The sequence below is a fragment of the Tabrizicola sp. TH137 genome (assembly GCF_002855575.1).
Taxonomy (GTDB): domain Bacteria; phylum Pseudomonadota; class Alphaproteobacteria; order Rhodobacterales; family Rhodobacteraceae; genus Paragemmobacter.
In genome coordinates this window covers 14317-34779 of the sequence record NZ_PKRQ01000009.1, presented here as the reverse complement: position 1 = coordinate 34779, position 20463 = coordinate 14317, and the positions used below count along the sequence as shown (strand labels likewise).

At 57.4% G+C, this 20463-nt stretch carries 20 protein-coding genes and 1 pseudogene; 14 read left to right on the top strand and 7 right to left on the bottom strand.

Annotated elements, in window-relative coordinates; translation table 11 throughout:
* Positions 1-55: 55 nt before the first annotated feature.
* A complete protein-coding gene (gene hmgA, locus C0V75_RS20525) occupies positions 56-1411 on the bottom strand; it encodes a homogentisate 1,2-dioxygenase (RefSeq protein WP_101922855.1) in 1356 nt (451 codons plus the stop codon).
* Between the two features lie 119 nt (positions 1412-1530).
* Here hmgA and maiA point away from each other — a divergent pair, with 119 nt between their 5' ends.
* Both maiA and C0V75_RS20515 read left to right on the top strand, forming a co-directional pair.
* Complete coding sequence (gene maiA / locus C0V75_RS20520) at positions 1531-2160, top strand: maleylacetoacetate isomerase (RefSeq protein WP_101922854.1); 630 nt, start codon at positions 1531-1533, stop codon at positions 2158-2160.
* A gap of 58 nt (positions 2161-2218) precedes the next feature.
* Positions 2219-2677, top strand: a complete 459-nt coding sequence (locus C0V75_RS20515; protein WP_101922896.1) for a MarR family winged helix-turn-helix transcriptional regulator — start codon at positions 2219-2221, stop codon at positions 2675-2677.
* Positions 2678-2683: 6 nt separating this feature from the next.
* Here C0V75_RS20515 and C0V75_RS20510 read toward each other — a convergent pair whose 3' ends face one another.
* Positions 2684-3121 (bottom strand): MarR family winged helix-turn-helix transcriptional regulator, encoded by a 438-nt coding sequence (locus C0V75_RS20510; RefSeq protein WP_101922853.1) that lies wholly within the window; start codon positions 3119-3121, stop codon positions 2684-2686.
* A 138-nt stretch (positions 3122-3259) separates the two neighbouring features.
* Here C0V75_RS20510 and C0V75_RS20505 point away from each other — a divergent pair, with 138 nt between their 5' ends.
* From C0V75_RS20505 to C0V75_RS20495, 3 genes are read left to right on the top strand one after another with little or no spacing between them, the layout of a single operon-like run.
* A complete protein-coding gene (locus C0V75_RS20505) occupies positions 3260-3817 on the top strand; it encodes a VOC family protein (protein WP_101922895.1) in 558 nt (185 codons plus the stop codon).
* On the top strand, positions 3817-5430 hold the full coding sequence (locus tag C0V75_RS20500; RefSeq protein WP_101922852.1) for an FAD-dependent oxidoreductase: 1614 nt from the start codon (positions 3817-3819) through the stop codon (positions 5428-5430). The genes C0V75_RS20505 and C0V75_RS20500 overlap by 1 nt, the downstream gene beginning before the upstream one ends.
* The gene (locus C0V75_RS20495) at positions 5430-5636 is read left to right on the top strand and encodes a DUF2783 domain-containing protein (protein WP_101922851.1); all 207 of its coding nucleotides are present in this window, start codon (positions 5430-5432) and stop codon (positions 5634-5636) included. The genes C0V75_RS20500 and C0V75_RS20495 overlap by 1 nt, the downstream gene beginning before the upstream one ends.
* Before the next feature lie 68 nt (positions 5637-5704).
* Here C0V75_RS20495 and C0V75_RS23090 read toward each other — a convergent pair whose 3' ends face one another.
* The 5 genes from C0V75_RS23090 to C0V75_RS20470 all read right to left on the bottom strand — a co-directional run bounded on the left by C0V75_RS23090 (position 5705) and on the right by C0V75_RS20470 (position 10971).
* On the bottom strand, positions 5705-6166 hold the full coding sequence (locus C0V75_RS23090; RefSeq protein ID WP_158241904.1) for a hypothetical protein: 462 nt from the start codon (positions 6164-6166) through the stop codon (positions 5705-5707).
* A 353-nt stretch (positions 6167-6519) separates the two neighbouring features.
* Positions 6520-7413: a LysR family transcriptional regulator gene (locus tag C0V75_RS20485; RefSeq protein WP_101922849.1), complete on the bottom strand. Its 894-nt coding sequence runs from the start codon at positions 7411-7413 to the stop codon at positions 6520-6522.
* Positions 7414-7465: 52 nt separating this feature from the next.
* Positions 7466-8932 carry an aldehyde dehydrogenase gene (locus C0V75_RS20480; protein ID WP_216821488.1) on the bottom strand — a complete coding sequence of 489 codons (1467 nt, stop codon included), beginning with the start codon at positions 8930-8932 and terminating at the stop codon, positions 7466-7468.
* A gap of 33 nt (positions 8933-8965) precedes the next feature.
* Positions 8966-10666 (bottom strand): FAD-dependent oxidoreductase, encoded by a 1701-nt coding sequence (locus C0V75_RS20475; RefSeq protein WP_101922847.1) that lies wholly within the window; start codon positions 10664-10666, stop codon positions 8966-8968.
* Positions 10663-10971, bottom strand: a complete 309-nt coding sequence (locus C0V75_RS20470; RefSeq protein ID WP_158241903.1) for an EthD domain-containing protein — start codon at positions 10969-10971, stop codon at positions 10663-10665. Before C0V75_RS20470 ends, C0V75_RS20475 begins: the two co-directional genes overlap by 4 nt.
* A gap of 576 nt (positions 10972-11547) precedes the next feature.
* Between C0V75_RS20470 and C0V75_RS20465 the strand changes: the two genes are divergently transcribed.
* From C0V75_RS20465 to C0V75_RS20430, 9 genes and pseudogenes are all read left to right on the top strand, one after another.
* Complete coding sequence (locus C0V75_RS20465) at positions 11548-12969, top strand: aminotransferase (RefSeq protein ID WP_254216544.1); 1422 nt, start codon at positions 11548-11550, stop codon at positions 12967-12969.
* A 4-nt stretch (positions 12970-12973) separates the two neighbouring features.
* Positions 12974-14083, top strand: a complete 1110-nt coding sequence (locus C0V75_RS20460; RefSeq protein ID WP_101922844.1) for an ABC transporter ATP-binding protein — start codon at positions 12974-12976, stop codon at positions 14081-14083.
* A 16-nt stretch (positions 14084-14099) separates the two neighbouring features.
* The gene (locus C0V75_RS20455) at positions 14100-15161 is read left to right on the top strand and encodes an ABC transporter substrate-binding protein (RefSeq protein ID WP_101922843.1); all 1062 of its coding nucleotides are present in this window, start codon (positions 14100-14102) and stop codon (positions 15159-15161) included.
* Positions 15162-15176: 15 nt separating this feature from the next.
* Complete coding sequence (locus tag C0V75_RS20450; RefSeq protein WP_101922842.1) at positions 15177-16355, top strand: ABC transporter permease; 1179 nt, start codon at positions 15177-15179, stop codon at positions 16353-16355.
* A gap of 6 nt (positions 16356-16361) precedes the next feature.
* Entirely contained in the window at positions 16362-17165 is an 804-nt protein-coding gene (locus C0V75_RS20445) for an ABC transporter permease (protein ID WP_173861112.1), read from the top strand.
* Between the two features lie 21 nt (positions 17166-17186).
* Positions 17187-17948, top strand: a complete 762-nt coding sequence (locus C0V75_RS20440; RefSeq protein ID WP_101922841.1) for an SDR family NAD(P)-dependent oxidoreductase — start codon at positions 17187-17189, stop codon at positions 17946-17948.
* A gap of 12 nt (positions 17949-17960) precedes the next feature.
* Positions 17961-18680: an SDR family NAD(P)-dependent oxidoreductase gene (locus C0V75_RS20435; protein WP_101922840.1), complete on the top strand. Its 720-nt coding sequence runs from the start codon at positions 17961-17963 to the stop codon at positions 18678-18680.
* Positions 18658-19191, top strand: coding sequence for a hypothetical protein (locus C0V75_RS22825; protein ID WP_143710475.1), 534 nt, complete (start codon positions 18658-18660; stop codon positions 19189-19191). Before C0V75_RS20435 ends, C0V75_RS22825 begins: the two co-directional genes overlap by 23 nt.
* A gap of 224 nt (positions 19192-19415) precedes the next feature.
* A pseudogene (locus tag C0V75_RS20430) lies at positions 19416-20362 on the top strand (IS3 family transposase); the annotation flags it as partial.
* Positions 20363-20463: the final 101 nt, after the last annotated feature.

Here is a 20463-nt window from a genome sequence, read left to right as displayed (position 1 = left end):
GTCCTTCATTTGTTTGCAGATTTCCGAAGGTGTTGGGGGCCGCCCCCCGACTCCGTCACTTCACGCCGGGTGTGCCGTCGAACTTCTTGTCGAGGCTGCCCCAGCAATCGATGTAATCGTCCTGCATGGGGGCCGACTTCGCCGCCCATTCCGTCAGGTGCTGGGGAAAGCGAGTCTCGAACATGAAGCTCATCGTCTCGTCCAGCTTCTCGGGCTTTAGCTCGCCGTTCGACGCACCTTCGAAGGCGTTCCGGTCGGGCCCGTGCGGGAGCATGCAGTTGTGCAAGCTCATGCCACCGGGAACGAAGCCCTTGGGTTTCGCATCGTAGACGCCGTAGATGTTGCCCATCAGTTCGGACATGACGTTCTTGTGGTACCACGGCGGGCGGAAGGAATGTTCCGCCACCAGCCAGCGTTCGCGGAACAGGACGAAGTCGATGTTGGCCGTCCCTTCCAGCCCGCTCGGCGCGGTCAGGACTGTGAAGATCGACGGGTCTGGATGGTCGAAGAGGATCGCGCCGACGGGGGAATAGGTCCGCAGGTCATATTTCCACGGCGCGTAGTTTCCGTGCCATGCGACGACGTCCAGCGGGCTATGCCCGATTCGCGTGCGGTGGAACTGCCCGCACCATTTCATCACGACGGAGGAGGGGGTTTCACGATCCTCAAAGGCCGCGACAGGCGTCTTGAAATCGCGCGGATTGGCCATGCAGTTGGCACCGATGGGGCCACGGTTCGGCAGGGTGAAGGGCACGCCGTAGTTTTCGCAGACGAAGCCGCGGGCGGGGCCTTCCAGAACCTCGACGCGGTATACCAGCCCGCGCGGCAGGATCGCGATTTCCTTGGGTTCGAGGTCGATGATGCCAAGCTCGGTGCAGAACCTGAGCCGCCCTTCCTGCGGGACGACGAGGATCTCGCCATCGGCCGAGTAGAAATACTCGTCCTGCATCGACTTCGTCACAAGGTAGATGTGCGACGCCATCCCCGTCTGGGTGTTCACATCCCCTGCCGTGGTGACGGTCCGCATCCCCGTGATCCAGGTCAGGTCGTCCTGCGCGTGGGGGATGGGGTCCCAGCGGTATTGGCCGAGGCTGATGACATCCGGCAGGACATGCGGCGCGGACTTCCACAGGGGAACGTCGATCTTTTCGAACCGCGTGGTGTGCTTCACAGATGGCCGGATGCGGTAGCACCAGGTCCGTTCGGGATGCGGCTTGGTGAAGGCCGATCCCGAAAGCTGTTCGGCATAAAGGCCATAGGCGCATTTCTGCGGGCTGTTCTGCCCCTGCGGCAGGGCACCCGGCAGTGCCTCGGTTTCGAAATCATTGCCGAAACCGGGCATATACGCCGTCTGCGTTCCCGAATGGGTCACCGCACGGATCATGCCCTCCGGTAGGCTGTGGCTGGTCATGGGATCCTCCTTGCGCGGGCTCGAACTTGACGACGGAACCGAGCCTTTGAGTCGCACTAATAGTTGCGTACGCAACTAAGTCAAGATAAAGTTGCAGATGAAACCACTCGGAGTTAGCCATGGAAGAAACGGTCCTTTTCGACTACTGGCGCTCGTCCGCAGCTTATCGGGTGCGGATCGCACTGAATCTACTTCATTTGCCCTATCGTACGGTGTCGGTCGATCTTCTCGCGGGTGATCAAATCGGCCCCGAGAATCTTGTACGTAACCCGCAGGGCCTAGTACCTACGATTGAGATCGACGGGCTGCGGATGACCCAGTCGCTGGCCATCTTAGAATATCTGAACGACACTCGCAGGGCGGGCTGGCTGCCAGCGGACCCCGCCGGGCGAGCGGTGGTGCGGGCGCTCGCTTACGCTGTGGCGGTAGACTTGCACCCCGTCTGCAACCTCCGCGTTGCCCGTCACGCTGTCAGCCTCGGAGCCACGATGGAGGGCTGGATGCAGCACTTCATCACCTTGGGCCTGAATGGGCTCGAAGGCCTGCTACATCGCAATCCTGCCGGTCAGTTCTGCTATGGCGATTCGGTAACGCTAGCGGATATCTGCCTTGTCCCACAGATCTACAACGCGCATCGCTGGGCTGTGGATCTGTCGGCATTTCCTCGGGTTTCCGCGATATTTGCTGTGCTGGAGGAACTGTTGCCCTTTCAGATGGCACACCCTGATCGGGTCAAGCCCGCGGGATGACTTGCACCGCGTAGCTGTGCATAGTGCGGCAGCATGCAGCAATGGCCATATGGCGAATATGAACGACGTGACGAACGACTTTGATCTTGAGCAGTTCCTGCCATATCTGCTGAATCAGGCAGCGGAGGCAACTTCGCATAGTTTCGAGAAGGAATACCGGGATCGATACGGCTTCACCCGGACACAGTGGCGAGTGCTGGCAAATCTGGGAAAGTTTGGTGCCATGACCGCTCGGGATATCTGCGCGATCGGCCACATCGAAAAGACCAAGGTCAGCCGCGCTGTCGCCGCCTTGGAGACCACCGGGATGCTGCACCGTTCCCCCAGCGAGAGAGACCGCCGCGCAGAAGTGCTATCCCTGACCGAAAAGGGCCTCGGCGTCTTTGCCGAACTGGGCAGTATGGCCGTCAGTTTTGACCGGCAGTTGCGCGACATGCTGGGAAGTGATCAGGCGGGGCAATTGCAGGCGCTTCTGCGCCGCTTGATGGCATTATCCCCCAGTTCTTCTCAATCGTAGATCGGTTCACAACGATCCGGCAATACGGTCAGTAGCGGCCCTAAGGGCCGTAATGCCACGCTCAAGCGCCTCGCGCTCCTGCTTGGTCATATGCTGCATCACTGCTTCTGAGCGCTTCTCCACCAGGGTGCGGACTTCGTCAAACATTGCGCGCCCCTGGGGCGTACAGGCGTAAAGCCAGAGGCGGCGGTCCGCGCTCGAAGTCGCCCGTTCGATCAGACCCTTCTTTAGCAGCCGGTCGGCGGCGCGGCTGACCTGCACCTTGTCGAGAGAGGTGTTTCGGCCCAAGTCGAGCGATGATTCCATTTCGACATTGGCCAGCAGGTACAACAGGCGCCACTCGTCCCGGCCAAGACCGAACCTACGCTGATAGACATCAACCAGAAGCCGCGAGAAGGCCGAGGCCGTGATCGCCAGACGGTAAGGGAAGAATTCCTCGAGCATCTAGCGCCCTCCATACTCCTGACCTAGCATTGGTTGCACATGCAACGGCTTGATCCAGATCAAGTCGATAGCCTCGCGAATCGAATATTGGTTGCGAATGCAACTATAAGGGAGGCCCTGAGCATGACATCGCCAACACTGAAGCTCGACCAAATCCATCACGTCGCCTATCGCTGCAAGGACGCAAAGCAGACGGTGGAATTCTACACCAAGATGCTGAACATGGATTTCGTTCTGGCCATCGCCGAGGACCAAGTTCCCTCGACACACGAACCTGATCCCTACATGCACCTCTTCCTGGATGCCGGGAATGGCAACGTCCTGGCGTTCTTTGAACTACCGACAAAGCCCGAAATGGGCCGCGATCCCAACACCCCCATCTGGGTGCAGCATATCGCTTTCAAGGTGAAGGACCGCGAAACCCTCGTCGCTTTCAAGGAACATCTCGAAGCGAACGGCGTACCGGTTCTGGGCGTCACCGATCATTCGATTTTCCACTCGATCTATTTCTTCGATCCCAATGGGCACCGTATCGAACTCGCCTGCCCTGATCCACGCGAAGAGGCGCTGCTGAAGCGCCTTGATTCGGTGAAATGGGACATGCTCGAAGAATGGAGCCGCACTAAGCGCGCACCCCAGCACGCCGCTTGGCTGCATGCCAAGGAACTGTCCAAGGAAGGCGTGGAGGTTCTTTGATGTTCCAAACCTACAAATACCCGGAATTTGCCTATCGTCCCTCGGCCGAGCAGGCCGAGGGACGGACCCAGCGCCATCCGGTGGTGATCATCGGGGCAGGCCCGGTCGGTCTTACAGCAGCGCTTGATCTGGCGTCGCGCGGTCTGTCCTGCGTTGTCCTTGACGACAACAACACTGTCTCGATCGGCAGCCGTGCCGTCTGCTATGCCAAACGGCCGCTGGAAATCTGGGACCGTCTGGGCCTTGCCGACCGTTTCATCGACAAGGGAATAAGCTGGAAACTCGGCAAGGTCTTCTTCGGCGACCGCCAAGTCTATCAGTTCGATTTGCTGCCGGAAGACGGCCACAAATGTCCTGCCTTCATCAACCTCCAGCAATACTACCTGGAGGAATGGATGGTTGAGACCATCGCTGCCAACCCCAGAATCGACCTGCGCTGGAAGCACAAGCTTATCAGCCTGCGCCAGGAAGAAGACCACGCCATCCTCACGGTCGAAACTCCCGACGGCATCTTCACCACGGAGGCCGATTGGGTCATCGCCTGCGATGGCGCCAACTCCGACACCCGCAAAATGGTGGGCGCCGAATTCACAGGACAGTTCTTCCAAGACCGGTTCCTGATCGCCGATATCGTGATGAAAGCCGATTTCCCGACCGAACGCTGGTTTTGGTTCGACCCGCCCTTCCACCGCAACCAATCAGCGCTGCTGCACAAACAGGCCGACGATGTCTGGCGACTGGATTTCCAGCTGGGCTGGGACAGCGACCCTGACGAAGAGAAGAAGCCCGAAAAGGTGATTCCCCGTGTCAAAGCGATGCTGGGCGACGATGTGGAGTTCGAGCTGGAATGGGCCTCCGTCTATCAGTTCGCGTGCCGCCGGATTGGGCAGTTCCGCCATGGCCGCGTATTGTTTGCCGGCGACGCAGCCCATCAGGTCAGTCCTTTTGGGGCGCGTGGTGCAAACACCGGCGTACAGGATATCGACAATCTGACTTGGAAACTTGCGCTGGTGATTGAGGGCAAGGCGCCAATCGACCTGATTGATAGCTATCACGAGGAACGCGCTTTTGCGGCCGATGACAACCTGCTGAACTCGACCCGTTCGACCGATTTCATCACCCCGAAAAGTGCCGCGTCGCGGAGGTTCCGCGATGCGGTACTGGACCTGGCCGAAGTGACCTATTTCGCCAAGCCTCTGGTTAACTCGGGCCGCCTGTCCGCTCCGACCCCCTATACCCAAAGCGCGCTCAACACACCCGATTCGGAGACCTGGGAGGGTCGAATGACGCCCGGCACCGTATGTTCCGATGCGCCGGTAACGGTGAACGGAACGCCGGACTGGCTTTTGCGTCAGTTGGGCGCGGGTTTTACTTTGCTATCCTTCGGTCCTGCCAAGGCGGTGGACTGGAACGGCGTCACGGCGCAGCCGCTGGTGGTTGGCCAGGATCTGACGGATGCAGAGGGGCTCGTGGCGGCCCGCTTCGATGGCCGGCCCGGAAGCTGCTATCTGATCCGCCCCGATCAGCATGTCGCTGCGCGCTGGCGGTCTTTCGACCCGGCATCGGTTCGCGCGGCCATCGCCCGGGCATGCAGCGCGAAAGGAACCTATTGATGAGCCTGAATCTCTGCCCCAACATCGCAGACCCGGACGGATTTTACGAATTCATAGTCGAAAGTCAGCGCGCGATGAGCGATGAGCAGGCCAACCGCATGAATGCACGGCTGATCCTGATCCTAGCCAACCATGTCGGTGACCTTGCCACCCTGCGTCAGGCCATCGAACTTGCCGCAACCACCGGCGCACATCGCGCTGGGTGACCCGGCTCAAGAAGCCAATGCCCGCTTCTTCGGGAAGCGGGCATTGCCATGTCAACGGTTCATCAGTGTCAGATTGCCGAAAAGCCCGCCTCCAGTACCGACAGGATCTTCGCAATATTCGCCTTGCTGAAGCCTACTGGCGGAGACAGGATACCGTTGTCGCTCGAAATCCGGATCATCACATACGCCTGATAGGTCGCATGATGCACCTTACTCATGGTCTTGCTGTTGATCGTTGCCTTGGTAGCACGGTCCGACACCAGCTTCAGCGCCCACAACGGCCCGTGGCCGCATCGGATATCACCGTTAACGTGATGGTGCGCCATCAGGTCGTGCAACCCGGCAAACCGGCAAAGTACTACGCCCCACGCGTTCCGGCATTCGTCGCTACCTGCTGAAGCTCGGTCTCCTTCATGCAGACAGCCTCTGCTGCGCTCCAACCGAATGGCCGGAATAGGTGCAAAAGACCAGATGCCATTCTTGCCGCAAGTATTCTTCTCGAACACCCCTGCCACGCCGTCCGCGACCATGACGACCCCAAAGGCAGATGGCCGTTGGTGATCGCATTGATCAAGACCGGCAAGTCAGGCTTGACGCCCCAATCGCCCAACCCCGAGCAGATGCCGGTTGGGCCAAAGACGGTGATGACCTGATCAGCCACCAGCAGGATGCCGTATTAGGAGCAAGCGACGCGCAGGCCCAGCATAAAGCTTCCACACTGCGGAGTGACACTGACTTGCTCCCAGGACCGGCTTGCCGAAGAAGGCCGGGATGATCGAGGCATCGCCAAAGAACGCGTAATTGTCGTTTACAGACTCAGAGAGCAGGTAGGCGCTTACCACTTATCCATGTATCTCTTGATTAGCCGTAGTAGATGCCCAATTCAAGATAATGGGCGGGTGCATATCTCATATGCGAGTTCGCGAATCTTTTTGGCTAGAACACGCTTGTTATCGGCTCGCCAGTGGATCGAGTATTGCAGCTCCGATACTGCCGGTTGGTCCTCGATATCTATCCGTAGCAGCTGCCCTGTATCGATAAAACGTTTGACGAATGGCTCAGCCAACAGTGCAATGCCAAGCCCAGCCATTGTGACGGATGCGACAGCTTCAGGGCTGTTTGAAGCGAGTATCCTGCGAAACCTCAGATCGTGCTGAGCGCTGAAGCTTTGCAGGACAAGGCTGCTGCCTGCCTGCGCTGACATTGAAATAATGGGATAGGCCTGTAATTCTGCTGAGGTTATGCTGGTCTTGCCCTTGACTAGATCCGGTGCGGCTACCCAGCAAAGGGGGATGGACACGATTGGTCGACTCAGGACATCGGGGTTTTCTGAAGTCCCTGGCGCCAGCGCAAACTCGGTTTCTCCCTTTTCCACATCGTCTAGAAGCTCACGCGTGACGGCAACGCGAGGCTCAACAATCACATCTGGAAAGGCCGCCCGCGCCGCAGCAACAATCTTGGGCAGGAACTGCATAGCCATCAATTCGCTTATTCCGAATCGGCAGGTCCCTTGAAGCCCAATAGGGCCACGTGCGGCGAGAACAATTTCGTCGCGTAGGGCAAGGAGGTTTTCTACCCGGCCCAAAATGTTCTGTCCCGCCTCAGTAATGCGTGCCCGCGGTCCGGTGCGATCAAAGAGCGGAATACCGATTTCCAACTCCAACTCTTGTATCCGCTTGGAAAGCGCCGATTGAGTCATGAAGAGGCGCTCAGCGGCTAACGCAAAGCTACCCAGTATTGCAGACCAATAGAAGGCCTCGAGTTGTTTAAGCGTCATCGCATCGCTCCTCTCCGTAACCCTAGGCAGGGCCCGGGCACGACGAGTGGACCTAGAGCTTCATTACAAATGGGGGGGGGCCCTCTGAACCCATATCGATCCAAACAGCTTTCTGCTGCAAGAACTGTTGGATCGCGAGCTGTCCACCCTCTCGGCCGATACCCGACTTCTTGTATCCGCCAAAGGGAGCCATCGGGCCAGACGTGCGGTATGTGTTAACCCAAATGGACCCCGCCTGCAACGCACCCGCCATTCGATGTGCCCGGTTAAGATCTCGTGTCCAGACACCTGCGGCCAAACCGTAGTCCGTGGCGTTCGCAAGAGACAGGGCCTCTTCTTCGGTGTCAAACAGCATCACCGCCAGGACCGGACCGAAAACTTCCTCGCGTGCAAGTCGCATTCCGGGATCGACACCAGCGAATATTGTTGGCTGCACGAACCAGCCGTCTTCACATATGCCACCCACGGCACGCCCGCCGCCAAGCAGCACCTCTGCACCGGCACGTTTTGCGTCATCAATGTGACGCAGAATCTTGCCGAGTTGCTGCTCGGTTGTCACCGGCCCAACTTGGGTTGACAAGTCCATGGGGTCGCCAATCCTTGCAGCCTTTGCGATCATCAAGACGCGATCCACAACTTCTGCAGCGATGGATCGATGGACGACTAGACGTGATCCTGCCACGCAGGTTTGGCCCGACGCAGCGAAGATTCCACCGACGATTCCATTCGCAGCCCGGTGCACGTCTGCATCCTCGAAGACAATGTTCGCACTCTTCCCGCCTAGTTCGAGCGTCGTCGGAATGAACCTGCGCCCCGTGACAGCGCCTATTGCCATACCGGCAGCCTCGCCGCCGGTGAAGGCGACAGCCCTGACGAGTGGATGTTCCACCAGTGCAGCGCCGACTTCTGCACCAGTTCCAGTTACGGCGTTTACCACGCCCGGCGGGAACCCTGCCTCACGGACCAGTTCGAGAAACGGGGTGATCGAGGTCGAAGTGAACTCGGACGGCTTGATGACGACTGTGTTGCCCGCAGCCAAGGCGGGCGCAAGTTTCCAGGCGGTCAGTAGAAGCGGTGAATTCCATGGCACGATGGCGGCCACCACGCCCAACGGTTCCAGCCGCGTGTATGCCATCATGTCAGGTTTGTCTGACGGCAGCACAGAGCCCTCGATCTTGTCGGCAAGGCCTGCATAGTAACGATACCAGCGAGGCATGTAGGCCATCTGTCCCCGCATCTCAGCCAGCAGCTTTCCATTGTCCCGCGTTTCTGCCTCAGCAAGGGCTGCTGATTTGCCTGCGATCAGGTCCGCAAGTCGGTTGAGCAGGACGCCGCGATCAGAGGCAGACATGCGCGACCACGCGGGATCAACAAAGGCGCGGTGAGCAGACACCACGGCGCGATCGACATCGTCAGCCCCGCCAGCCGCAACCTCGGCCCAAGGCTTGCCGCGCGCGGGATCATCCGTTGGAAACCAGCGCCCGGAGATCGCGTCCGTAAACCTGTTGTCGATGAACATCTGAAAGCGAGGAAGTTCAGGCATGGCTAGTTCTCATGTGTTGCGCATTGCAGCATCGCGACCCGCGATGAAGCCGAAGACAAGTGCCGGGCCCAACGTAATGCCGCCGCCCGGATAGTACCCCCCCATGAGGGCACGCATGTCGTTGCCGGCGGCATAGAGCCTTGGTATTACTTGGCCAGCAGAGTTGAGGACCCTTGACTGGGCGTCGGTTGGGATGCCTTCAAAGGTCCCGATATCCCCGGGCCGGATGCGAACCGCATAATACGGGGCCCTGTCAAGCGGCGCCAAAGACGCATTTGGACGATGGTCCGCGTCGCCTTGGAAGCGATTGTATGCAGAAGATCCGCGACCGAATTCCGGATCCTGACCTGCGGCGGCAAAGCCGTTGTAGCGTCGGACGGTTTCAGTCAAGCCAGCTGGGCTGATGCCAGCCTTTTGGGCCAGTTCCTGCAGACTGCGCCCCTTGATGAGATAGCCGCTGCGCAGCCAATGCTGCTTGGGAAATGGAAATGGCTTGGCAAGGCCAAGGCCATAACGGGATATGGCGCGCGCATCCGCGATGAACCACGCATCGGGCAGTTGCTTTCCTTCAAGCTTTCCAAGCCAGCCTGAAACGAAGTCGTGGTATGAAGACGCCTCGTTCACAAAGCGCCGACCGTCCGCAGTGACTGCAATGATCCCCGGTTTCCCGCGATCGACGAAATGCGGATAGGTGACAGCTTTTCCATCTGGCCAATGACCATACGAGACGGGCGCCCAAGCTGCATTCTGCGGGAGATCAGTTCCAACAACTACGCCGACCGATTCCGCGAGGCGAAGACCGTCGCCGACGTTACTTTCAGGTGCCAAGGGAAAGTGTTCGCCGCTTTCTGCTGCGTGGGCATACAAATTTGCCCTTCGTTCAAGATCATGAGGAAAGCCACCGGCAGCCAGCACAATGCCCTTCCGTGCGTGGACCGTCACCTTCTTGCCGCCGCGGCTGATAATCGCACCAACGACACGCTCGCCCTCGACAATCAGCTCTTCGACCGGAGAAGAAAGCCAAAGTTCAGCCCCAAGATCGGTTGCACTTTTTCCGAGGCGCGCCGCAAGCGCGTTGCCGTTCACGAGGCGCATCCCTCTCCCATAGCGCAATAGATCGGCACCATGGGCCAAAAGGCGCTTGGCAACAAACCACGCCGAGCGTGGTGAGCGCGTCGCCCGGATGAAATGGCGAAGCTCCGTCCCGGAACCGATACTCATCCCGGCCAGCATCAAGGCCCGCAACGGGGGGGCGAGAGAGGGAAGTAATGAACCCATTTCACGCGCATCCATGGCAGGAGTAGAGAGTGCCCGCCCCCCTGTTCGTCCACCTGGAGCCTCGGGATGATAGTCGGGAAAGGCAGTTCCCAACTCTAGTCGAACCGATGTTCGCTTTTCATAGAGCGCAAGCATCTCTGGCCCGGCCTTCAAAAAGGCGCGCACCTTTCTTTCGTCAAGTTTTTCGCCCAGTTCTTGCCGAAGATAGGTGAGAACTTCCTCCTCACTATCGTCGACGCCTGCGGCAATGGCCTGCGGCGAAAGAGGTATCCAGCACCAACCACCAGACCTCGCCGTGGTCCCTCCAAACACGGGTTCTTTCTCTGCCACGATGACCTGGGCACCGGCCAGACGCGCCGAAATCGCTGCAGACAAGCCCCCTGCGCCAGATCCAACGACGAGCACGTCACAAGTCTTCTCAGAATCAGTCATTTTAGGCGCTCTTCTTGGACGAGAAAGGTTGTGATGCGGTCGATGAAAGTGCCTGCATGAGCCGTAGGGGCGTCAGAGCCGATAGGACTTGGTGGTAGGACTTCAAACATGGACGCCTCATCCGCAAACCAGAGTTCGGTCATCCCATCGCAATGCGGCGCACTGAGAGAGCGACGAACCACGTGATTTTGACAGTAGCCAAGCAAGGCACCTGCCTGCGCAGCCACCCTCGGCCCATGTTGCGAAAACCAGACTTCGCGAAATTGATCTTGTGGCAGTCCAGATGCCTTCTCAAGCATCGACATCCGCTTCAGAGCGACAGGTTCTGAGGGCGGTGGAAGGAAGATATGCCGACGAACCTCGTAGCCACGGCGAAGCCCGAGGGCTTCACTCGCTCGCCTAAGCGGATCCTCGCCCGCCTCTACCCAAAGCTGAAGCAATGCATGCGCAGGGATGTCACCAGCGTCCATCGGTGTCAGGGCGCGAGAGCTGAAGACACTATTGAGGACAGCATGACGTACACTTTGATCGGATTTGATTTTGTCGACCGCCGCCGATGTATCCTTAGGGCCGTCACAGAGGAATATTAGGGAAATCACGGTTCATCCTTGCTCCAGGCTGTTCGCTCGCACACCTGAAATGCGTTCGTGTTGACCTTAGTTCATGCTGATATGCACTCGTAACGACTTTTTTTCGCGCCACAGCGTTCCTGTTCCGACACCTGCAAGTGCGATCAAGATGAATTCTCCGACAGCGGTCGCTTCACTTTTTTTCGTTATCAATCGACAGACAGGTTGAATAACTTTCAACTTGCCGAGAGCGTTACTGGCTCAGAAGTGTGCAGCCGATCCATCTGACGGCCTGCCGAAGCTGTCAAAGAGTTGAGCGCAAGCAACAGAACGAAAGAGATCGACTTGAAGAACCGAAGCCGAGCTAACGAACTCGATGCAGCCTATCACCTGCATCCTTACTCGAACCTTCGTCAGATCGAGGCCGAGGGTCCCTTGGTCTTTACGCGTGGGGACGGCATCCGCGTCTATGACGAGTCCGGAAAGCCGTACATCGAAGCGATGTCCGGTCTCTGGTGTGCTGGTCTGGGCTTTTCGGAAGCTCGCTTGGCTGATGCCGCCTACCGCCAGATGCGCGAGCTTGCGTACTATCATTCCTTCAACAACCGAGCCCCGGCAATCGTGGCCGAGTTGGCCGCGGAGTTGATGGCCTGGGCCCCCGTGCCGATGGGCCGAGTTCTCTTTGCAAACTCCGGCTCTGAATCAAATGATGCAGCGTGGAAGATTGTTCACTATGTGAACAACGTGCGTGGCAAGCCTCAGAAGAAGAAATTCATCGCCCGAGAGCGGGCGTATCACGGCACTACCGCAGTTGCTTCCGCCCTTTCGGGGCTGGAGGGAGGCAAGGCCATTTTTGACCTCCCGATCGGGGGGGTACTGCGTGTTTCAGCGCCGCATTATTACAGCGGAGCCCTGCCGGGTGAAAGTGAAGCGCAGTTTACAGATCGCCTGATTGAAGAAGTCCGCTCTGTGATCCAACGCGAAGGCGCTGAAACCATCGCCGCATTCATCGCTGAACCCGTGACCGGTGGTGGTGGTGTGATCATCCCGCCGAAAGACTACTATCCGCGCCTTCAACAGCTTCTAAAGGAGAACGACATCCTCTTCATCGCTGATGAGGTGATTTCAGGCTTTGGAAGGTTGGGGGAGCCTTTTGGGACGCAGGTATTTGGCCTCCAGCCGGACATCATCACTGTCGCAAAGATGCTCTCAGCCGCCTATGCGCCCATTTCCGCCCTTTATCTGTCTGAGGATATCTGCGCAGCCCTGAAAGAAGGCAGCGATCGGATGGGCTACTTTGGGCACGGATACACCTACACAGGTCATCCAGTTTCTGCCGCAGTTGCTTTGGAAACCCTTCGGATTTACCGGGAAGACGGCGTCATTGCTAACGCGGCCCGTGTTGGTGCTCATCTGCAAGCACGGCTAAGAGAGCTTGGTCAACACCCTCTTGTTGGAGAAGCAAGGGGCATCGGGATGATTGGTGCTTTGGAGCTGGCCGCTAGCCCCAAGGAGCGCAAGCCATTTCCGGCGGCCCTCGGTGTAGGGGCTCAGGTCCTGCGCAATGCCATGGCACGTGGGCTGATCGTACGCAACATCCCCGGAGACATCATCGCCTTCTCGCCTCCTCTGATTTCGACGGAGGATGATATCGATGAGATCATATCGATCACGCGTTCCGCCTTGGACGAAACCCTCGCGTCATTAAAGGCGCAAGGCGCTTTGGGAGGTTGATCCGATGAGCTTCATCACCTTTCAAGGGATCAGGAAGGCCTATGGCACTGTCAATCCTGTGGTCGCAGTCGAAAACCTTGATCTGACCATAGACGCGGGAGAGTTCATGACTCTTCTCGGGCCATCCGGATCTGGAAAGACAACAACCCTGATGATGCTCGCAGGGTTTGAACAGCCGACGTCGGGTGCGATCCTGTTTGAGGGTCGGCATATCGAAACGCTTCCTGCCTACGCGCGAAACATGGGTGTGGTTTTTCAGAGCTATTCGCTCTTTCCACACATGACTGTGGCCCAGAACGTCGCGTTCCCACTCGAAATGCGAAAAACCCCGCGTGCGGAAATCCGTACTCGTGTTTCGGCCGCACTGTCAAAGGTCCGGCTTGAGCGGCATGCGGACCGACGGCCGGTCCAGCTATCCGGAGGTGAGCAGCAGCGGGTTGCTCTCGCTCGGGCCCTGGTATTCGAGCCGCGGCTCGTCTTGATGGACGAACCTCTCTCAGCTCTCGACAAGAACCTCCGCGAGGAGTTGCAACTGGAGATTCGTCGCCTTCATAGGGAACTGGGCGTGACCATGGTCTTCGTCACGCACGACCAGTCAGAGGCGATGACCCTCTCGGATCGCATCACGGTCTTCAACCGTGGCCGTATCGCGCAACTTGGTAAGCCCTCGTCGCTTTACGATGCTCCGGAAAATGCCTTCGTCGCGGGGTTCATAGGCGACAACAATCGTGCTGATGGAGATGTTGCCCAGATATCAGAGGATGGCAACTCTGCGACACTGCGATGTGGCCACACAAGTCTTCATGGCCGAGCGCACCCAGGAAAGTTGGGGTCCGGTCGGTCAGGAATCCTCTGCGTCCGACCAGAGGCTCTCATTTTGTCTACAGAGACAGAGAATGTGAAGCGTGACAGCACCTTGGTGGCGAGGATCATCGACATCATTCACCAGGGTGACCATTGGCGAATTCAACTGGCGCCCGATCTTGGAACTCCTTCGCCAAATTGGATGGCGAAGTGTCAACCCGGACAAGTCCCGGCCGGCCTGCAAATCGGGATGAACGTAACTGTCGGCTTCGACCAGAAGGATGCCTGGGTTCTTGAGCCAGGCATCTGACATACCAACAGGAGGAATGAAGATGTCGAAAACAAGTTGGATCGCCGCAAGTGCTCTGGCGATCTCAGTTGCTATGGGCGCTGCGCCTACAACTGCCTGGGCCCGCGACCTTACCGTCGTGTCCTGGGGTGGCGAGTACCAGGATGCTCAACGGAAGTTCATGTTCGGCCCATTCACCGCTGAAAGCGGCATCGCCCTTGTCGATGAATATTGGGAGGGTGGCATCGGCAATATTCGCACCCGCATTCGCAGCGGCAACAACACTTGGGATGTTGTGCAGGTTGAGGCCGAAGAACTGGCCATCGGGTGCGAAGAAGGGCTTTTCGAGAAGATCGATCTCGACAAGGTCGGAGGGGCGGATCGCTTTCTTCCCGGTACCACCCATGAATGCGGCGTTGGCGCTGTGATCTACAACGTCGTGCTGGCTTATGATGCCTCGAAAGATGGCCCGAAGCCCGAAAGCTGGGCGGACTTCTTCGACACCCAAAAGTTCCCAGGCAAGCGCTCGGTCCGCAATGGCCCAAAGTGGAATCTCGAGATTGCTCTGCTGGCAGATGGTGTCCCAGAGGACCAGCTCTATGAAGTTCTCTCGACTCCAGAGGGCGTTGATCGCGCCTTCGCGAAGTTTGACTCGATCAAGGACGATCTGCTCTTCTGGAAGTCCGGCGCACAACCGACCCAGATGCTTGCGGCAGGCGACGTTGTGATGAGCACGACTTTCAACTCGCGCATCACGGCCTCGAACGAAAATGACGGCACCAACTTCGGGATCGTCTGGCAAGACTCTATCTATACAATGGACAGCTGGGTCATCATGAAGGGAACGCCATTCCCGGAGGAGAGCCACAAGCTAATCGAGTTCGCAACGCGAGCAGACGCTCAGGCAGCCATTGTGCCTCTGAACCGCTCCGGCCCGACCAACAAGGACTCGGTTTCGCTCATTGACGCGAAGTTCATGGGAGATCTGCCTTCGAACCCCGCGAACTTCGAGGTCGCGATCCCTGACGATCCCGAATTCTGGATCGACAACTTCGACGACCTGAACGAACGCTGGGCCGCCTGGGCCGGCAACAACTAAAATTGGGGGCAGACCATGGCCATGAAGAACAGAAGCCTGCTTTTGGCTCCACTGACAGGATTTCTGCTGATTTTCTTTGTAGTGCCCATGGTCTGGTTCCTCTCTTTTGCTGTCCGCGAGACGGAGGTACCTCGAGCTCTGCCAAGATCGCTTGAGGTCCTCACCAATTGGCAAATTGGTGAGGCCATACCGCCGGAGGTCTATCCTGCTCTTGCGCAGGACATGGTGGAGGCCGCAGATAGCGGGTCCATGGCCGATGCCGCACGGCGCATAAACTATGAACTGACCGGAGCACGGTCAGCTCTTTCTAAGGCGTCGCGTCAAGTTCGCAGGGCCGCCGAGGGGACTGTCTTTGATGAGCAGTTCTTCGCGTCGGTTGACCCGATCCTGACGTCGCCTGATCTTTTCGCTGTCATGAAGCGTGCTGGTGCAACAATTTCGGACCACTACCTGCTCGCCTCGGTTGACTTGCAGCGGAAGCTCGACGGAGCGATCGCACAGGTCCCCTCGGAAAACCGTGTTTACCTTGCAGTGTTATGGCGAACACTTGAGATCTCAGCGCTGGTGATGTTCACCTGCCTGTTTCTCGGTTTCCCAGTCGCGGTCCTTCTGACGACCAGCAGTGAGCGCGTGGCAGATGCCATTCTGATCTTGGTGATGCTGCCGTTCTGGACGTCTCTGCTTGTTCGGACAACAGCCTGGATCGTCCTTCTTCAGAAGGAGGGGATCATCAATTCTGCCTTGATATCGTTGGGCCTTATTTCGGAACCACTCACCATGATATTCAACAGAACAGGCGTGGTGGTTGCGATGACGCATGTGCTGTTGCCCTTCATGATCCTGCCTCTCTACAGTACACTGAAAGGGATCCCCAAAGGCTATATGCGCGCTGCTTCAAGTCTGGGTGCCCGGCCTGTCACCGCGTTCTTCCGCGTCTACCTTCCGTTGGCTCTCCCTGGGATCGCTGCGGGCTGTATCATGGTCTTCATTCTCTCCGTTGGCTACTATGTCACACCCGCACTCGTTGGTGGACCTGCAGACCAAATGCTCTCTGCCTTCGTGGCGAATTACACGACCGGCACAGGGAACTGGGGTTTGGCTTCGGCACTTGGCCTGATCCTTCTGATCGTAACATCCGTGCTCTACCTCGTAGCGCAGCGCCTCTCCGGCGGCCGAACAATCTCGCTTGGGTGAAAAAGAATGAATATCTGGCGCATGCTCTTCGGCCTTGTTTGTCTTGCAGTCCTTGTTTTCCTTATTGCTCCTATTCTGGCGGTCATCCCTCTCTCGTTTTCATCCAACAGCATTCTGAGTTACCCATTGCCCGGGCTTTCCCTGCGCTGGTATGAAAGCGTCCTTACCTCACCGAAATGGTATCTTGCCTTTGTAAACTCGATGAAGATCGGGCTTGCAGCCACATTTTTCGCTGTGCTGCTCGGCACTCTCGCCTCTTTTGGTTTGGCGCGCCGCCAAGGCCCAATCTCTTCGGCGCTTCGCATCCTTATCCTTTCGCCCATGATAGTTCCGATCGTGTTGGTTGCCGTCGCACTCTACCTATTCCTTGCGCCCCTCCAGCTCACCAACACCATGACCGGGATGATCATCGCGCATATTGTCATTGCTGTGCCTTTTGTGGTCATTCCCGTACTGACTGCAATCGAACAGCTCGATCACAATCTGGGTCGTGCTGCTGCGGCGTGCGGAGCGCGCCCTCTAACGGCATTCTTTCGGGTTACGCTTCCCTCAATTTCATCAGCGATGGCTTCCGGAGCATTGTTCGCTTTTGCAGCATCTTTTGATGACGTGGTGATCGCGCTCTTTGTCGCGGGACCAGACCAACGAACACTGCCACGTGAAATGTACTCCGGTCTGCGCGAGACAATTTCACCTGAGCTTACCGCCGTCGCGACGATCATGATGATCTTCTCAACACTCCTCTTCCTGCTCATGCAGAGCATGCAGCGCAAGCGGCGGCGCATGCTTCAGTCTGCCTCACACGCCTAATCAGAGTGAAACTTTCTGATCATGACAAGAACCGATCTCCTTAATCAAAAATGCGCCCTAGTTACCGGAGCTGCGCGAGGCAATGGAGCAGCCATTGCCAAAGGACTGTGTGACCACGGCGCCAAAGTAATCCTCGCAGACCTCGATGAAAGGGCGCTGGAGGAGCAACTGACGATGATGAGGAATGAGGGCAGGCACTGTTCGGCCGTTGTTCTAGATGTCAGTGACCCAGACGCTTGCCGCCTTGCAGCAGCAAAGGTGTCAATTGACCACGGAGATCTGGACATTTTAGTGAACAATGCTGGAATTCGGCCACGGCATTCGTTTGATGCCGTCGATCGCGACGATCACTGGAATCGAGCAATCCGTGTGAATCTAGAAGGAATTCGAAACACTACCCTTGCCTGGCTCGATGGTCTCCGCCGACGAAAGGGCACAGTAATCAACGTGACTTCAATCGCAGCCTTCAACGCGTCGCCTGGTTCGATCGGTTATTCAACATCGAAAGCTGGCGCTGAGATGTTGAGTAAGGCGCTTGCTTGCGAGCTTGCAGCCGATGGTATTCGTGTGAATGCAATAGCTCCTGGTGTAATTGAAACGGACATGACGATCACTTCACGAAATGAGCCAGTCCGACGCGATCGACTGCTGTCTCGAATTCCTATGGGTCGCTTTGGGAAGCCAGAAGATCTTGTTGGCGCATCAGTATTTCTTGCGTCTGATCTTTCCGCCTATGTAACAGGGTGTACCATTGTAGTTGATGGCGGATATCTTGCAAACTGAAGGAATAATGCCCTGGGTATTCTCCGAAATGAAGTCTGTCTGATCACAGGCGCCGGCAGCGGTATAGGTGAAGCACTCGCCTACGCCGCAAGGAGTGAAGGTGCTAGCGTCATCGCGGCAGACATTAAGCCAATAGCGGCCGATTTCGATATTCGCGTAGCATTGGATGTTACCGATAGTGAGGCGTGCAGATCCCTTGCCAGGGAGGTGTCAAAAACCCATGGCGCGGTCTCGATCATTGTTAATGCCGCTGGCCTGCTCAGCCATTCAACCATAGGGGATGACGACTACGACGACACGTGGCGTCAAGTATTCTCGGTGAATGTTGATGGGTCGAAGAATGTAATACGGGCCTTCACGGATCAGATCATAGAACGCCGTGGGAGGGTAATTAATCTTGCATCTACCGCGTCAGTTCTCGGATCAAGATGTGGCAGCGCATATGCCGCCAGCAAGCATGCAATTGCGGGTTTGACAAAGTCCCTTGCTCTCGAATTTGGGAAAACCGGAGTGAGAGTAAATGCCCTTGCGCCAGGACGAATTGAAACGCCAATGACTGCTCCCTATAGAGATGTGGCAGCAGCGAAGGCTACCTATCTCGACAGAACTGCTCTTGGTCGCTACGGGCGAGTTGAAGATATCGTTGGTCCCTTCCTTTTCCTTGCATCGGCACAGAGTGCCTATGTTACCGGGATAATCCTCGCGGTGGATGGTGGATATATTGCCAATTGAGGAGCGAAGTGATGCCCTGCCTTTTGATGACGACGTCGATGCGCTAGATTGGCTTGCATCTTTTACTCGGCACCTATTTGAGCGTTCGACTGGGCGGGCGACCTTTGATACATGGATGCATTTCAGCTACCGCACCCTTTTGAATGGTGAACTGCTTTCGAGAGACTTGGCTTGGCGCCACTTCTCAGATATCTGCAGACAAGCCGCAACTCTAAGATATGCGTTTCTTTCCGTCAGAAGAACGGAAATTGGATTGGATGATCATCACGTTGTAAGAATTGATTACCGGGACGGTCGCTGCGAGCTTTGGGGGGCAATGATGTCCGTAATTTTCAGTCAAGGTCGGATTATCCAGATCGAAGAGATAGCTGCACTCCTATGGTCTGGTCATACTTCCAACGCAGATGAAGCGGACTTGATAATGACGCGAGTGGCGGATGCGTGCAACACGATGAGGCGCAATAAATCAGTGACAGTAGTTGTGCATTCAGACATCTCCGCAACTTGGTAGCATCTGGGGCACATCGAGAACGCTGTGTGCGTAACGCAGTCTTGAGTAACCTGTCATGGCAACATTCTATTTTAGCCTTCTTCCCCTTCTGTCAAAGTTGGGCGCACAGATAAATGGCCTCCCGGCCAACGGCAAGTTACGCGGAAAACCAATAGCTCAATTGACCTGCCACCGGATTTTTCCTCCATCTGCGACTAGAGTCCGCCGCAAGGAAGGGACGGATGATGAAGCGAACGATACGGAGCGAAGAGCAGATCATGGGCATCCTGCAGGAGCATGAGGCTGGCGCGAAGTGTGCCGATCTCTGTCGCAAGCACGGGATGTCGGAAGGCACGTTTTATGCCTGGAAGGCGAAGTATTCCGGGATGACGGTTTCGGAGGCCAAATGGTTGAAGACGCTGGAGGATGAGAACGCCAAGCTGAAGCGTCTGCTTGCCGAGCAGATGCTGGACCTGGCGGCAATGAAGGATCTGCTGTCAAAAAAATGGTGACGCCCGTCGTGAAGCGCGAAGCAGTCGCGCATCTGCAGGCCCAGTTCGGGCTGTCGGAGCGGCGGGCGTGCCAGATTGCCGGGGCAGACCGGAAGACCATCCGCTACCAGTCGCGGCGCGCACCTGACACGGCGCTGCGGGGGCGGTTGCGGGATCTGGCCAATGAGCGGCGCAGGTTCGGCTACCGACGGCTGTTTGTGCTTTTGCGCCGTGAAGGGGAACCTTCAGGGATCAACCGCATCTACCGGCTCTACAGCGAAGAAGGGTTAACGGTTCGCAAACGCAAAGCGCGCCGCAAAGCTATTGGGATGCGGGCGCCGATCCTTGTAGAGGCGCGGGCCAATGCCCGTTGGTCGCTCGATTTCGTGCATGACCAGTTTGCCTGCGGGCGGCGCTTCCGGGTGCTGAACGTGGTGGACGATGTCACCCGCGAATGCCTCGCCGCGATCCCCGACACCTCGATTTCGGGCCGCCGTGTGGCCCGGGAGTTGACAGCGCTGATCGAACGGCGCGGCAAGCCCGGGATGATCGTGTCGGACAACGGCACCGAACTGACTTCGAACGCGATCCTGAAGTGGTGCGCCGAGAACAAAGTCGAATGGCACTACATCGCGCCGGGCAAGCCGATGCAGAACGGCTTTGTGGAGAGTTTCAACGGCCGGATGCGGGACGAGTTCCTTCTGTAATCGGGACGTGGCTGTCAAGCTTGATCGGTCACTTCCCATGCTCCGTCTGGGGTCATGCTTCTGTCCGCGGTCGGCATGTAGGCGCGCCGCATAAT

Bases quoted from the DNA above. Each gene is read 5' to 3' on its own strand.
- hmgA (WP_101922855.1), bottom strand. From the start codon at position 1,411: ATGACCAGCCACAGCCTACCGGAGGGCATGATCCGTGCGGTGACCCAT.
- maiA (WP_101922854.1), top strand. From the start codon at position 1,531: ATGGAAGAAACGGTCCTTTTCGACTACTGGCGCTCGTCCGCAGCTTAT.
- C0V75_RS20515 (WP_101922896.1), top strand. From the start codon at position 2,219: ATGAACGACGTGACGAACGACTTTGATCTTGAGCAGTTCCTGCCATAT.
- C0V75_RS20510 (WP_101922853.1), bottom strand. From the start codon at position 3,121: ATGCTCGAGGAATTCTTCCCTTACCGTCTGGCGATCACGGCCTCGGCC.
- C0V75_RS20500 (WP_101922852.1), top strand. From the start codon at position 3,817: ATGTTCCAAACCTACAAATACCCGGAATTTGCCTATCGTCCCTCGGCC.
- C0V75_RS20495 (WP_101922851.1), top strand. From the start codon at position 5,430: ATGAGCCTGAATCTCTGCCCCAACATCGCAGACCCGGACGGATTTTAC.
- C0V75_RS23090 (WP_158241904.1), bottom strand. From the start codon at position 6,166: ATGGTCGCGGACGGCGTGGCAGGGGTGTTCGAGAAGAATACTTGCGGC.
- C0V75_RS20485 (WP_101922849.1), bottom strand. From the start codon at position 7,413: ATGACGCTTAAACAACTCGAGGCCTTCTATTGGTCTGCAATACTGGGT.
- C0V75_RS20480 (WP_216821488.1), bottom strand. From the start codon at position 8,932: ATGTTCATCGACAACAGGTTTACGGACGCGATCTCCGGGCGCTGGTTT.
- C0V75_RS20475 (WP_101922847.1), bottom strand. From the start codon at position 10,666: ATGACTGATTCTGAGAAGACTTGTGACGTGCTCGTCGTTGGATCTGGC.
- C0V75_RS20470 (WP_158241903.1), bottom strand. From the start codon at position 10,971: ATGTCGATGCTTGAGAAGGCATCTGGACTGCCACAAGATCAATTTCGC.
- C0V75_RS20460 (WP_101922844.1), top strand. From the start codon at position 12,974: ATGAGCTTCATCACCTTTCAAGGGATCAGGAAGGCCTATGGCACTGTC.
- C0V75_RS20455 (WP_101922843.1), top strand. From the start codon at position 14,100: ATGAAGATGTCGAAAACAAGTTGGATCGCCGCAAGTGCTCTGGCGATC.
- C0V75_RS20450 (WP_101922842.1), top strand. From the start codon at position 15,177: ATGGCCATGAAGAACAGAAGCCTGCTTTTGGCTCCACTGACAGGATTT.
- C0V75_RS20445 (WP_173861112.1), top strand. From the start codon at position 16,362: ATGAATATCTGGCGCATGCTCTTCGGCCTTGTTTGTCTTGCAGTCCTT.
- C0V75_RS20440 (WP_101922841.1), top strand. From the start codon at position 17,187: ATGACAAGAACCGATCTCCTTAATCAAAAATGCGCCCTAGTTACCGGA.
- C0V75_RS22825 (WP_143710475.1), top strand. From the start codon at position 18,658: ATGGTGGATATATTGCCAATTGAGGAGCGAAGTGATGCCCTGCCTTTT.